11 protein-coding genes and 1 pseudogene are annotated in these 13,239 nt (G+C 67.0%); all 12 read left to right on the plus strand.

Annotated elements, in window-relative coordinates; translation table 11 throughout:
- The first annotated feature begins 51 nt into the window (after positions 1–51).
- The 12 genes and pseudogenes from OU995_RS04015 (at position 52) to OU995_RS04070 (ending at position 13,012) form a co-directional block, all read left to right on the plus strand.
- The gene (locus OU995_RS04015; RefSeq protein ID WP_267834143.1) at positions 52–2,493 is read left to right on the plus strand and encodes a TonB-dependent receptor; all 2,442 of its coding nucleotides are present in this window, start codon (positions 52–54) and stop codon (positions 2,491–2,493) included.
- Between the two features lie 208 nt (positions 2,494–2,701).
- Positions 2,702–3,196 (plus strand): annotated as a pseudogene (locus tag OU995_RS27540) (ATPase); the annotation flags it as partial.
- A 194-nt stretch (positions 3,197–3,390) separates the two neighbouring features.
- On the plus strand, positions 3,391–3,693 hold the full coding sequence (locus OU995_RS04025) for a hypothetical protein (RefSeq protein WP_267834146.1): 303 nt from the start codon (positions 3,391–3,393) through the stop codon (positions 3,691–3,693).
- On the plus strand, positions 3,690–4,538 hold the full coding sequence (locus OU995_RS04030) for an N-acetylmuramoyl-L-alanine amidase (RefSeq protein ID WP_267834147.1): 849 nt from the start codon (positions 3,690–3,692) through the stop codon (positions 4,536–4,538). Before OU995_RS04025 ends, OU995_RS04030 begins: the two co-directional genes overlap by 4 nt.
- A 42-nt stretch (positions 4,539–4,580) precedes the next feature.
- Positions 4,581–5,591 carry an ABC transporter permease gene (locus OU995_RS04035; RefSeq protein ID WP_267834149.1) on the plus strand — a complete coding sequence of 337 codons (1,011 nt, stop codon included), beginning with the start codon at positions 4,581–4,583 and terminating at the stop codon, positions 5,589–5,591.
- Positions 5,588–6,511, plus strand: coding sequence for an ABC transporter permease (locus OU995_RS04040; protein WP_420714807.1), 924 nt, complete (start codon positions 5,588–5,590; stop codon positions 6,509–6,511). Before OU995_RS04035 ends, OU995_RS04040 begins: the two co-directional genes overlap by 4 nt.
- Complete coding sequence (locus tag OU995_RS04045) at positions 6,511–7,500, plus strand: ABC transporter ATP-binding protein (protein ID WP_267834152.1); 990 nt, start codon at positions 6,511–6,513, stop codon at positions 7,498–7,500. The genes OU995_RS04040 and OU995_RS04045 overlap by 1 nt, the downstream gene beginning before the upstream one ends.
- Positions 7,497–8,489, plus strand: a complete 993-nt coding sequence (locus OU995_RS04050; protein WP_267834153.1) for a dipeptide ABC transporter ATP-binding protein — start codon at positions 7,497–7,499, stop codon at positions 8,487–8,489. Before OU995_RS04045 ends, OU995_RS04050 begins: the two co-directional genes overlap by 4 nt.
- A gap of 210 nt (positions 8,490–8,699) precedes the next feature.
- Positions 8,700–10,286, plus strand: coding sequence for an ABC transporter substrate-binding protein (locus OU995_RS04055; protein WP_267834155.1), 1,587 nt, complete (start codon positions 8,700–8,702; stop codon positions 10,284–10,286).
- A 6-nt stretch (positions 10,287–10,292) separates the two neighbouring features.
- Positions 10,293–11,192 (plus strand): LysR family transcriptional regulator, encoded by a 900-nt coding sequence (locus OU995_RS04060; RefSeq protein WP_267834156.1) that lies wholly within the window; start codon positions 10,293–10,295, stop codon positions 11,190–11,192.
- Positions 11,193–11,279: 87 nt separating this feature from the next.
- Positions 11,280–11,900, plus strand: coding sequence for a M15 family metallopeptidase (locus OU995_RS04065; RefSeq protein WP_267834158.1), 621 nt, complete (start codon positions 11,280–11,282; stop codon positions 11,898–11,900).
- Positions 11,901–11,917: 17 nt separating this feature from the next.
- Entirely contained in the window at positions 11,918–13,012 is a 1,095-nt protein-coding gene (locus OU995_RS04070) for a S66 peptidase family protein (RefSeq protein WP_267834159.1), read from the plus strand.
- Positions 13,013–13,239: the final 227 nt, after the last annotated feature.

Below are 13,239 nucleotides of genomic sequence, written 5' to 3' on the forward strand. Positions count from 1 at the left end.
TCGGTGGTTTCTCTTTTCTAAAAAATCGGTTCGTCGCACAGGAGCGCAAGAATGAGTCAGAAGAATTGGTTGGGTTTCAGCAAAACGGCGTTGGCCGCCGCCGCTGCCATGGCGGTGATGATGCCGGCCATGGCTGCCGACGAAGGCAAGAAGAAGGCTGAGCAGTCGGAAGACGACGGCGCGCCTCGCGCCAAGGAAGATGCCGTCCGTCTGGGCACCATCGTCATCACCGGCGAGGGTGGCAAGCTGGGCACCGGCCAGATGCTGAACGAAGACGCCGCCAAGTCGCGCAGCACCGTCACCCGTGCCGCGACTGAAAAGGACCGCTCCACCGGCAACCCCTACCAGGCGCTGGCCCTGCTGCCGGGTGTGAACACCTTCAGCTATGACGCCACCGGCCTGTACGGCGGCGGCCTGACCGTCCGTGGCTTCAACTCGGACCAGCTGGGCTTCACCATCAACGGCGTGCCGGTCAACGACTCCGGTAACTTCGCTGTGTATCCGCAGGAATATGCGGACCAGGAAAACCTTTGCACCCAGTCGCTGAACCAGGGCAGCCCGGATTCCGACTCTCCCGCCGCTGGCGCCACCGGTGGCAACGTGACCATCACCAGCTGCGACCCGGAAGACAAGCGCCGCGTGCGCGTCAGCCAGACTCTGGGCCAGCTCAGCCTCACCCGCACCTTCCTGCGCTACGACACCGGCCGCTTCTTCAACAACAGCGCCAAGGTGTTCGTGAGCTACTCGCACACCGAAGCTGACAAATGGAAGGGCGAAGGCTCCGCCAAGAAGGACCACTTGGATGCCGCCTTCCGCTGGGACATCAACGAAGACAACAAGGTGCTGGGTTCGGTGCTCTACAACCGCGCCATCAACAGCAACATCAACAGCCTGAGCCTGGCCCAGCTGAAGACCTACGGCTACTACGGCGATTTCTCGACGACGTTCCCGGGCCACACCACCCCGACCAATGGCAAGGCTGACGTGGATTCATCCCCGTCGCCGGCCTATTACAAGCTGGCCAACAACCCCTTCGAAAACGCCATCGTTTCGCTGTCTGGCTCGTTCAAGCTGGCCACGGACACCTACCTGAAGATCCAGCCCTACCTCTGGTACGGCTACGGCAACGGCGGCACCCAGCAGACGACGCTGAAGGAAAACGCCTTCTATGACGCCACGACCGGCAAGGTCAACGGCGTGAAGGACCTGAACGGCGACGGCGACACCCTGGACACCGTCCTGGTCGGCCGCGCCAGCGTCACCAAGACCTTCCGTCCTGGTGTGACCACCGAAGTGAACACCCAGCTGGGCAACCACAACCTGCGCCTGGGCCTCTGGTATGAGCGTGCTCGCCACGGTCAGACCCAGCCCGCCGTGACGGTGGACAACAACGGCAACCTGGCCAGCGTGTGGCTGGATTCGGGCAACATCACCCGCGCCGACGGCAGCCTCTACCAAGGCCGCGACTGGTACACCGTCAGCACCGCCTATCAGGCCTACGTGATGGACAACTGGTCCTTCATGGAAGACCGCGGCATGCTGACCCTGGGCTTGCGGACGCCTCACGTCACCCGCGACTTCACCGGCAACGCCAACGAAAGCTTCGCCTACAACTACAAGCTGAAGCGCGACTACGACGACGTGCTGCCGCAAGCCGGCCTGCGCTTCAACCTGGACAAGAACCAGCAAGTCTTCGTGAACGTGTCGAAGAACTTCCGCGCACCGCCGAACTACGCTTTCGCCAACTCCACGTCGTCGATCAACGTGCAGGCCGATGCGTCCGGCAATGTCAGCCTGATCACCGAGCTGAAGCCTGAAACGTCCATCATGACGGACATCGGCTACCGCTATCAGAGCAAGGCCCTCTCGCTGTCGGCCACCTACTTCAACTCCGACTTCAAGAACCGTCAGGCCACCGCCTTCGACCCGAACACGAACTTCTCGGCCAACATCAACGCTGGCCGCGTGAACGTGCACGGCATGGAGTTTGAAGCCGGCACCGGCGTGTTCAAGGGCTTCTCGGCCTACGGATCGCTGACCGTGCAACACAGTGAGATGAAGGACGATCTGACGGTGGGCAAGGCGGCCACGTCGTCCACCACCGGTGTGGTGCTGCCGACCTCTGGCAAGACCTACGTGCTGACCCCGCACACCATGGTGGGCCTGTCGGTGCAGTATGAATACGGTCCGTTCTACGGCCGTCTGAAGGTCAAGCGCACCGGCCACCAGTACGCCACCATGACCAACGACGAAGAAGTGCCGGCCTACACCGTGGGCGACTTCGACGCTGGTTACAAGATCGGCGACGTGGGCAACTGGGCCAGCAACGTGATGGTTCGCCTGAACGTGAGCAACATCGGCAACACGCGTTATCGCAACCCGAGCGGTTCGCAGACCAATGCGCTGTCCTACAACGGTTCGCGCACCAGCACGGTCTACTACTACCTGGGCGCCCCGCGCTTCACCTCGATCAGCGTCAGCGCCGATTTCTAAGCATCCGCCGGATCCTCTGCAGGATCCTCGGCGAGCGCGCAGCCGCTTTGGTGGCTGCGCCTCCCTACCCACCGCGCCGGTTCCACCGACGCGGTTTTTTTTCGTCCCTGCGCAGCGGTCACCCATGACTCAAGCTCATAGCTTCGATCTGCATTGACAGTGGCGGGCGGGCGCCGGGCCGCCTAATCTGGCGTCCGATCGGAAAGCCATGCGTCCCACCCCGCCCCTCACTGCTTCCCTTGGCCTGGGCCTCGATGCCGGGGGCACCCAGACCCGTTGGTGCCTGGCCACCGCCGACGGCACCTGCATCGCCCGTGGCGCGGTGGACGGCCTCACCGCCTTGCTGCTGGACAGCAATGCGGGCCGGGTCACGCTGGCGCAGACGCTTCAGTCGTTGGCGGCCGACGTCTGGGCCGCTGCCGGCCCCGGCCGGGTGCGCGCGCTGGAGGCTGGCATCACCGGGCTGGGCGAACCGGATGGCCCCGCAGGCCGGCAGTTGACCGCCTTGCTGGCCCAGCACCTCGGCCTTGCCCCGGACGGCATCCGCTGCAACAGCGACATCGCTGCCGCCTGGCATGCCGTCTTCCAGCCCGGCGAGGGCTATCTGGTCTACGCCGGCACCGGCGCCATCGCGGCGCACATCGATGCCGGCGGCATGCTGCACCGGGCCGGAGGTCGCGGACCGCTGATCGGGGACGAAGGGGGGGGTCAATGGATCGCCCGCGAAGCGCTGGCCCTGGTGTGGCGACGGGAAGATGAACGCCCGGGGGCCTGGCAGGGCTCCCGGTTGGCGCGGATGCTTTTGAGCATCTGGGCGGCGCGGACTGGGCCATCAGCCGCCAGTTTCTCTACGCGGGGGATGCCGCCTCCCGCCGGGGCAGCATCGGGCAACTGGCCGTGGCCGTGGGCCAGGCGGCACACGCCCAGGACCCCGATGCGCTGGCGCTGCTGCACCGCGCGGGCGCTGAACTGGCGCGCCTGGCGCTGGCCCTGTGCCACCGGTTGGGCCCGCGCCCCATCACGGCGGCCGGCCGTGTGCTGCAATTGCACCCTGCCATTGCCGCAGGCCTGCGCGCAAGCTTGCCCACCGACCTGCCCCTCACCCTGGCCCAACCGGACACCGCCCTGGCTGCCGCCCAGCGTGCCGCACACTCCGCTACATTGCGCAGCACACGGTCTGCCTCACCGAACGCCCCATGAACATTCGCACCCGCCTGCTGACCCTCACTGCCGCCGTTTTCCTGGCGGCCTGTGCCACCCCCACCCACCAGATCGACCGCACCCATGTCTCGGAGAACCAGGACAGCCGGGTGCAGTTCCTCATCCTGCACTACACCGCCATCGACTTCGACAAGTCGCTCAAGGTGCTGACGACCGGCGGCAAGGTGTCGGCCCACTATCTGGTGAACGACAACCCGGTGAAGACCTACCAGCTGGTGGATGAAAACCGGCGCTCCTGGCATGCCGGTGTGAGCTATTGGGCCGGCGCCACCAATCTGAATTCCGCGTCGATCGGCATCGAGATCGTGAACCCGGGCTTCACCGACACGCCGGCCGGCCGTGTGTATGCCGGTTATCCGCAGCAGCAGGTGGATGAGGTCATCCATCTGGTGCGCCAGATTGTCGAGCGGCATCGCATCCGCCCGGACCGCATCCTGGGCCACAACGACATTGCCCCCGGTCGCAAGCAGGACCCGGGCCCCGCCTTCCCCTGGAAACAGCTGGCCGATGCCGGCCTGATCCCCTGGCCCGACGCAGCGTTGCTGGACGTGCGCCGTGCGGTGTTCCAGGTGGTGCCGCTGCCGGATGTGGCCTGGTTCCAGCAGAAGCTGGCGCTGGTGGGCTACCAGACGCCGCAGACCGGCGTGATGGACACCGCCACCCGCGAAGTGCTGGCCACCTTCCAGATGAAATACCGGCCCTCCAACTGTGCGGGTGACATGGATGCCGACACCGCCGCCCTGCTGGATGTGGTGACGACACCGGGAGGCATGGTGACGCTGCGGGCCTCCCCGGCCAGCACGGACAATCGGTCGCCGTATTGACCCGACTGACCCGACTGAACGCCCAACGGGACCCCGACGCCCTTGTTCCACTTCCTTCTCAAGCGCCTGGCCACCCTGGTGCCCACCCTGATCGGGGTGACGCTGGTGGCATTCGGACTGATCCGCCTGGTGCCGGGGGATCCGGTCGCCATCATGATGGGCGAGCGCGCGCTGGATGGCGACACGCATGCCCGCATGATGCATGAGCTGGGTCTGGATCAACCCCTGTGGCGGCAGTATCTCGACTATGTCGGCGGCCTGCTGCAGGGGGACCTCGGGCAGTCGCTGGTCTCCCATGAGCCGGTGTCACGGGAGTTCCTGGCACTATTTCCCGCCACCGCCGAACTGGCGCTGGTGGCCCTGGTGATTGCCATCTTCACCGGCCTGGCCCTGGGCATGGCGGCCGCACTGCGTCGGGGCACCTGGCTGGACCAGGGGGTGATGGGCCTGGCCACGGTCGGTTATTCGATGCCGGTGTTCTGGTGGGGCCTGATCCTCATCATGACCTTCTCGGTGGGCCTGGGCTGGACCCCGGTGTCCGGCCGGGTGGCGGTGGAATATGACATCCAGCGGATCACCGGCTTCATGCTGATCGATGCCGCCCTGCATCCCGAGCCGGGCGCCTGGTGGTCCGCCCTGCGGCATCTGCTGCTGCCCGCCGCCGTGCTGGCCACCTCCAATGCGGCCGTCATCGCCCGCATGACCCGGTCCAGCCTGCTGGAAGTGCTGCGGGAGGACTACATGCGCAGCGCCCGCGCCCGCGGTCTGACACCGGCCCGTGTGGTGCTGGTGCATGGGCTGCGCAATGCGCTGATCCCAGTCATCACCGTGATCGGCCTGAAGGTGGGCAGCCTGCTGGCCGGCGCGGTGCTCACCGAAACCATCTTCTCCTGGCCGGGCATCGGCAAGTGGCTGATCGATGCCATCGCGCGGCGCGACTATCCGGTGGTGCAGGCCGGCATCCTGATTTCCGCCTGCTGCTTCATCTTCATCAACCTGGTGGTGGATGTGCTGTATGGCGTGGTGAATCCACGCATCCGGGGGGCACGATGAGCCTGCAGACGAGTCCCCCGGCCTCCCCCGCTGGCGGCGCCATGGCCGCTCCGATGCCGGGTCCGTGGCGCGAAGCCGCCGAGGGCTTCATGGCCAACCGGGGCGCGCTGGTGGCCTTCATCGTTTTTGTGCTGCTGGCCCTGGCCTGCCTGCTGGCCCCGTGGATCTCGCCGCATGACCCGGTGCATCAATACCGGATGCAGATGCTGCTGCCCCCCGCCTGGATGGACGGCGGACAGCGGCCGTTTTTGCTGGGCACCGACGAGCTGGGCCGCGACCTGCTGAGCCGGCTGCTGCATGGCGGCCGCGTGTCGCTGGGCATCGGGCTGGCGTCGGTGGTGCTGTCGCTGCTGCCGGGGGTGTTGCTCGGCCTGCTGGCGGCCTTTCACCAGCGCTGGCTGTCGCCGGCCGTGATGCGCGTGATGGACGTGATGCTGGCGCTGCCCGGGCTGCTGCTGGCCATCTGCGTCATCACCGTGCTGGGGCCGGGCCTGTTCAACACGGTGATTGCGATTGCCATCGGCAGCCTGCCCGAATACGTGCGTCTCACACGCGCCGCCGCCCTCACCGAACTGGGCCGCGACTACGTCACCGCCACACGGCTGGCGGGCGCGTCCACCACGCGGCTGATGTGGTCGGCGGTATTGCCCAACTGCCTGGCGCCGTTGATCGTGCAGGCGTCGCTGGGCTTCTCCAGTGCCATTCTGGAAGCGGCCGGCCTGGGCTTCCTGGGCCTGGGCGTACAGGCCCCCACGCCGGAGTGGGGCACGATGCTGTCCTCCGCGCGGGACTACATCGTGCGGGCGCCCTGGGTGGTGACCTTGCCAGGCCTGGCCATCCTGGCCTCGGTGCTGAGCGTCAACCTGATCGGCGACGGCCTGCGGGATGCGCTGGACCCACGGCTCAAGCGGGTGGCCTGATGCTGGAGATCTCGCAACTCCAGGTGAACTTCGGCCGCTTCACGGCCGTCGATGGTGTGGACCTGCAGGTGGCTGCCGGCGAGGTGCTGGGCATCGTGGGGGAGTCGGGGTCCGGCAAGTCGGTGGCGATGATGGCGCTGATGGGGCTGGTGGATCCGCCAGGCCAGGTCAGCGCGGTCACCTTGCGCTTCGAAGGGCAGGACCTTCTGCACCTGCCGCCCGCACGACGTCGGCAGCTCGTGGGCCGGGATATCGCCATGGTGTTCCAGGACGCCCTGGCCAGCCTGAACCCCAGCTATACCGTCGGTTTCCAGATTGAAGAAGTGCTGCGTCACCACCTGGGGCTGCGCGGCCGCGCCGCGCGCCAGCGCGCGCTGGAACTGCTGCAGCAGGTGGAGATTCCCGATGCGGCGCGTCGGCTGGAGGCCTATCCGCATGAGCTGTCGGGCGGCATGAACCAGCGGGTGATGATTGCCCTGGCCATTGCCTGTTCACCGCGCCTGCTCATTGCCGACGAGCCGACCACGGCGCTGGACGTGACCATCCAGGCCCAGGTGATGGACCTGCTGCTGCGGCTGCAGCGCGAGCGCGGCATGGCCCTGGTGATGATCACCCATGACCTCGCCGTGGTGGCGGAGATGGCCCAGCGGGTGGCGGTGATGTATGCCGGCCAGGTGGTGGAGACCGGACCGCTGCCAGACGTCTTTGAGCAGGCCCGGCATCCCTACACTGCGGCGCTGCTGGCGGCCATTCCGGAACATAGCCGGGGCGCGCGCCGCTTGCAGGCGCTGCCCGGCATGGTGCCCGGCGCGTCGGATCGGCCAACGGGCTGCCTGTTTGCGCCGCGCTGCCCGCAGGTGCAGGCGCGCTGCAGCGCGGAGCGTCCGGCGCTGACCCAGGGGGTGCGGTGCTTCTTCCCGATCACGCCACCGCAGCCCCAACGCGAGGACCCACCCCAACCGGACCACGGGCAGGAAGGCGCGCCATGACCGACACACGTCCTCCTGAAGCGCCCCCGGCTGTGCCGCTGCTGCGCGCCGAAGGTCTGACCCGGCACTACACGGTCAGCCGAGGCTGGTTCTCCCCCAAGGCGACCGTGCGGGCGCTGGAGGGGGTGAGCTTCCAGCTGGAGGCGGGCTGCACACTGGCCGTGGTGGGCGAATCCGGTTGCGGCAAATCCACCCTGGCGCGCGCGCTCACCCTCATCGAAACACCCACGGCCGGACGACTGTTCATCCGCGACCAGGATGTGGCCGGCCCGCATACCCACGCACAGCAGAAAGCACTGCGCCGCGAGGTGCAGATGGTGTTCCAGAATCCCTACGCCGCCCTCAACCCCCGCAAGACCATCGCCGCCACACTGGCCGAGCCGCTGGTGATCAACACCCGGCTGACGGCCGCCGAGCGCCGCGAGCGGGTGGAGGCGTTGGCGGCGCAGGTCGGCCTGCGGCCGGAACATCTGCGCCGGTATCCCCACATGTTCAGCGGCGGTCAGCGGCAGCGCATTGCCATTGCGCGGGCCATGGTGCTGCAGCCCGGCATCGTGGTGGCCGACGAACCCACTTCCGCGTTGGATCTCTCCATCCAGGCCCAGATCCTCAACCTGTTCATGGACCTGCAGCAGGCGCATGGCACGGCTTATGTCTTCATCTCCCACAACCTGTCGGTGGTGGAGCATGTGGCGGATGAGGTGATGGTGATGTACCTGGGGCGGGTGGTGGAGCAAGGCAGCCGGCAGCGGCTCTTTGCACAGCCCCTGCACCCCTACACCCAGGCGCTGATCAGCGCGACGCCGTCGCTGCGGGCCTCGGACCGCCGCGTGCGGATCGCCATCCGGGGTGAACTGCCGTCGCCGCTGCGGCCGCCCAGTGGCTGCGCCTTCCATCAGCGCTGCCCGATGGCGGTGGCGCGCTGCGCTGAAGTGCGGCCGGAGCTGCGGGAGATCGATGGGCGCCGGGTCGCCTGCGACCTGCTCTGAAGGGCCAGTGAAACAGCGCGCCTTCACGGACGTGTCCAGCACCGACATCAAGGCCGTGCGCTCTCCGCCATGCCTCCCCCCGCCGCGCATAACCCGGTGTTATGGTCTGGGCGTGCCATTTCAGTTGTGACCCGCTTCCGCCCGTTTCGACAATGGGCCGCCGCCCGCCCTCTCCAATGCGCCTGCCCTTCCCTTCCCCCCCAAGCCCTGATGGCCGCAACCCTGCTCTGGGGCGCGTGGGCCGGTCCGTGGCGGGAGGCGGAGGCAGCCGCCCCCACCGACAAGCCGCTGGTCTACTGCACCGACGCCAGCCCGGAAGGCTTTGATCCGGGGTTATGGGATTCGGCCAGCACCAACAATGTCAACAACCAGATCTTCCAGGGTCTGGTCCGCTTTGAACGGGGGGGCACGGCCCTGCAACCCGCGCTGGCCACCCGCTGGGAGATCAGCCCGGACGCCCGTGTCTTCACTTTCCATCTGCGGCCCGGGGTGCATTTCCACCAGCGGCCCTGGTTCACCCCAACGCGCGACTTCAATGCGGATGACGTGCTGTTCACCTTCGGCCGCTTCCTGGAGGCCTCGCACCCCTTCAACAAGGCCTTCCCCGCCACCTTCATCTATCCGCAGAACCTCGGTCTGGCCAAGGCGGTGGCCTCGATGGAGAAGCTCGACCCCCTGACGGTGCGCTTCACCCTGCACCAGCCCAACGTCACCTTCCTCAGCTATTTCGCGATGGCCTTCGCCGGCATCCAGTCGGCGGAATACGGGGCCCGGTTGCTGCAGCAGGGTCAGGCCAGCCAGATCAACCGCCTGCCGGTGGGCACCGGCCCCTACCGCTTTCGCAGTTATGCCAAGGACGATGTGGTCCGCATGGAGGCCAACCCGGACTATTGGGGCGAGCTGCAAAAGACCCGCCGGCTGATTTTCAGCATCAGCCGCGAAGCACCGGTGCGGGTGCAGAAACTGCTGGCGGGGGAATGCCAGATCACCTCGCCCCTGCGTGACATCGACGTGGCCGCGCTGGACCGCCATGCCAACCGCATCCAGTTGCTGAAGATCCAGGCGCTGAATGTCTCGTACCTGTCCTTCAACCTGCGCAAGCCGCCCACCAACAACCGGCTGGTGCGTGAGGCCCTGGACATCGCGGTGGACCGCGATGCGATCTTCCGTGCGCTGTTCCCGCGGGGGGATGCCATGCAGGCGGTGAATCCCTTCCCGCCCGCCATTCCCGGCTACAACACCCGGCTGCGTAATGAATACAACCCGGCCCGGGCGCGCGAGCTGTTGAAGCAGGCCGGCTACCCGGACGGTCTGGACATCGACCTGTGGGCGCTGCCCGTCACCCGGCCGACCAATCCCAACGGCCAGTTGATGGCCCAACTGATTCAGCAGGACTGGGCGCGCATCGGCGTGCGGACGCAGATCCGCACCTATGAATGGGGCGAATATCTCAAGCGCGCCAATGCCGGTGAGCATTCGGTCTACATGAGCGGATGGGCCGGCGAAAGCGGCGATGCCGACGACTTCCTCAGCCCCAACCTCAGCTGCGCCACCAACAAGACCGGCGTGAAGTTCTGCAATGCGGAGTTTGAGCGCCTGATCGATACCGCCCGGGCCACACCGGACCCGGCTCGCCGAGTCGCACTGTATGAGCAGGCGCAGGAGATCTTCAAGCGGGAACGGCCCTGGATCACCATGGCCCATTCCACGGTGTACATCCCCACCAGCCTGGACCTGCGGGGCTTCCGCATGCAGCCCAATGGCGGGGTGATGTTCGAGAACGTCTACCGAGAGTAAGCCACCATGCGGCTGCGCCATATCGAGGTCTTCCACGCCATCATGCAGGCCGGCACCATCAGCGGTGCGGCGCAGTTGCTGCACATCTCCCAACCGGCGGTGACCAAGGTGCTGCAGCATTGCGAGCTGCAGCTGGGCATGCCGCTGTTCGACCGGGTGCGCGGCAAGCTCTATCCCACGCCGGAAGCGCAGCGGCTGTTTGTGGAGATCGACAAGCTCAATCGCGACCTGGTCTCCATCCGCCGCCTGGCGGCCAATCTGCGCGCCGGGGAATCCGAATCCCTGCGGCTGATGGCCACACCCACGCTGGGCGTGACCGTCATCCCTGCCGCCATGACGCACTGGGCCCGGGCCTTCCCGCGGAGCCGCTGTCAGCTCAGCACCCATCACACCCGCGAGATCGTCTCCGCCCTGCTGCTGGGAGAAGCCGACCTGGCCCTGAGCCTGCATGACCCGCGCCATCCCGGCATCAAGGCCGAGGTGTTGGCCGCTGGCGAGCTGATGGCCCTGTGCCCGCTCAACAGCCCGGAGGCCCAGGGTGACGGCCCACTGCCGCTGGCTGAAATCCAGTCGGAGCTGATTGCCATGGCGGAAGACGATCCGCTCGGCCAGATGCTCCATCACGCAGGCGAATCCCTGGGGCAGCATCTGGACAGCCGCATCACGGTGCAGACCTATCAACTGGCGCGCTCATTGGTGGAAGCGGGCGTGGGCATGACGGTGGTGGACCCGTTCACTGCAGCGTCCGCCGACCGCAGCCGGGTGCGGGTGCGAGCGCTGATGCCGACCATGTCGGTGCAGCTGTATCTGCTCACCTCGGCCAGTGCGCCGCTGGCCCAGGCCGCCCGGCGGCTGGTGGGTTATTTGCGCGATGCCGCCCGGAGCAATCTCGACAGCCTGGGCTGAAGCCCCTTCGCCAAGAACACATTTCCTGCAAACTGACCGCCCCAGACCGACCTCCCCACACACCCGCCCCCACACAGCCTCACCGCCATGAGCCAGACCGAACGCACCATCGCCTGCGAAGAGATCGCCGCCCATCCGGAGTTCCAGCCGCTGCTGGCCATTCCCGGCATCGTGGTGGACCTGCGTTACGCCACGCCGGACAACTTCGTGGGCCGCAATGTCTACGGCGGCCTGGACTGCGCCTACCTGCGACGCGAAGCGGCGGATGCCTTGCAGCAAGCGGCCGCCTGGTTGTCCCGCCATCAACCGGATGTGCAGCTGGTGGTGCTGGATGCCCTGCGGCCGCAGCGGGTGCAGGAGGCGCTATGGGCGGAGCTGGCAGGGACGCCGCTGACGCAATACCTGGCCCACCCCGCACGCCGGTCCATCCATTCCTTCGGCATGGCGGTGGATGCCACGCTGATGGACGCCCAGGGCCATGAGCTGGACATGGGCACCGGTTTTGACGAAATGACGGCCGCCTCCCATCCCGAATTCGAAGCCGAGCAACTGGCGCAGGGCGGTCTGACGGCATCCCAACTGACCCACCGCGGCTGGCTGCGCGCCGCCATGCGTTTTGCCGGTTTCCAGACCATCAACACGGAGTGGTGGCACTTCGATTTTGGCGATCGGGACCTGGTACGCCGCACGCTGCCGCTGGTGATCTGACCCCATCAGGAGACTTCATGACTTCCTCCCGCCGTCAGTGGCTGCGCACCGCCATGGCCACCGCTGGTGCCACATGGGGCGCTCAGGCCGCATCCGCCGCCGCCATGGCGCCCCAGGGTGCCATGGCCCCCGGGCGCCTGCCCCTGGCTCCCGAGCCACTCCCAGCCCTGCGGCCACGCCGGCTGCAACCGGGGGACACCATCGGTCTGGTCAGCCCGGCCAATGCCACCTACGAACGTGAGCCGCTGACCTTGGCGGTCGAGGCCCTGCAGGCCATTGGATTCAAGGTGAAGCTGGGCCGCCATGTGCAGGCCCGTTACGGCCAGTTTGCAGGCACCGATGCGCAGCGAGCCGGCGACATCAACGACTTCTTCGCCGAAGACGAGGTGGCCGGCATCCTGGCGCTGACAGGCGGGTCGGGCTGCAACCGCATCGTCGACAAGCTCAACTACGCCCTGATCCGCCGCAAACCGAAGTTCTTCGGCGGCTTCTCCGATCTCACCAGCCTGCTGAATGCCATCCACCGGCAGACCGGCCTGATCACCTTCCACAGTCCGGTGGCCAGCTCGGAATGGAACGAGTTCTCGCTGCAGCATTTCAAGGCGGTGGTGATGGATGCGGTGCCGGACCTGCTGGTCAATCCGAATGACAAGGGTGACTCGCTGGTGCAGGCCACGGACCGCATCACCACCGTGCGGCCCGGCGTCGCGCGGGGTCGGCTGGTGGGGGGCAATCTCACGGTGCTGGCCTCCCTGGCCGGCTCGCCCTACTTTCCGGACTGCCGAGGCGCGCTGCTATTCCTGGAGGACGTGAACGAATACATCTACCGGCTGGACCGCTGCCTGTCCACACTGCGCCTGGCGGGCGCACTGGACGCTCTCGCGGGGGTGGTGCTGGGCCAGTTCACCCGCTGCGGCCCCGGCGATGGCGCCTACGGCACGCTGACGCTGGACGAAGTGTTCGACGACTACTTCCTGCCTCTGAACGTGCCGGTCTTCCGGGGCGCGATGATCGGTCACATCCGCCGCAAGTTCACCGTGCCGGTGGGGCAGATGGCGGACATGGACGCGCAAGCGGGGACGGTGCGGCTGTTGTCGTCGGCAGTGAGTTGATCCGCACCCGCTAGTAAGCGCTCCGCCCTCGGAAGCGCTCCGCCATTCGGGGGATGGCCCACAAGGTGCGCTGCCGACCGGCGGGTCCGGGCGGATGATTCTGCGGCTTTTTGCCGCTGCATCCGGCCCCTGCCGCTTCGGTCGCGGCGCCACTCCCATCGGCATCCACTAGCATCTCTCCTCCGGGAGAGAGTGAATGACCAATCACAAGAACAGGACGGGCCGAA

This window comes from Roseateles sp. SL47, assembly GCF_026625885.1.
GTDB lineage: Bacteria > Pseudomonadota > Gammaproteobacteria > Burkholderiales > Burkholderiaceae_C > Roseateles.

Excerpts from the sequence above, each read along its gene's own strand:
- OU995_RS04015 (WP_267834143.1), top strand. The coding sequence starts at position 52 with ATGAGTCAGAAGAATTGGTTGGGTTTCAGCAAAACGGCGTTGGCCGCC.
- OU995_RS04030 (WP_267834147.1), top strand. The coding sequence starts at position 3,690 with ATGAACATTCGCACCCGCCTGCTGACCCTCACTGCCGCCGTTTTCCTG.
- OU995_RS04040 (WP_420714807.1), top strand. The coding sequence starts at position 5,588 with ATGAGCCTGCAGACGAGTCCCCCGGCCTCCCCCGCTGGCGGCGCCATG.
- OU995_RS04045 (WP_267834152.1), top strand. The coding sequence starts at position 6,511 with ATGCTGGAGATCTCGCAACTCCAGGTGAACTTCGGCCGCTTCACGGCC.
- OU995_RS04050 (WP_267834153.1), top strand. The coding sequence starts at position 7,497 with ATGACCGACACACGTCCTCCTGAAGCGCCCCCGGCTGTGCCGCTGCTG.
- OU995_RS04055 (WP_267834155.1), top strand. The coding sequence starts at position 8,700 with ATGGCCGCAACCCTGCTCTGGGGCGCGTGGGCCGGTCCGTGGCGGGAG.
- OU995_RS04060 (WP_267834156.1), top strand. The coding sequence starts at position 10,293 with ATGCGGCTGCGCCATATCGAGGTCTTCCACGCCATCATGCAGGCCGGC.
- OU995_RS04065 (WP_267834158.1), top strand. The coding sequence starts at position 11,280 with ATGAGCCAGACCGAACGCACCATCGCCTGCGAAGAGATCGCCGCCCAT.
- OU995_RS04070 (WP_267834159.1), top strand. The coding sequence starts at position 11,918 with ATGACTTCCTCCCGCCGTCAGTGGCTGCGCACCGCCATGGCCACCGCT.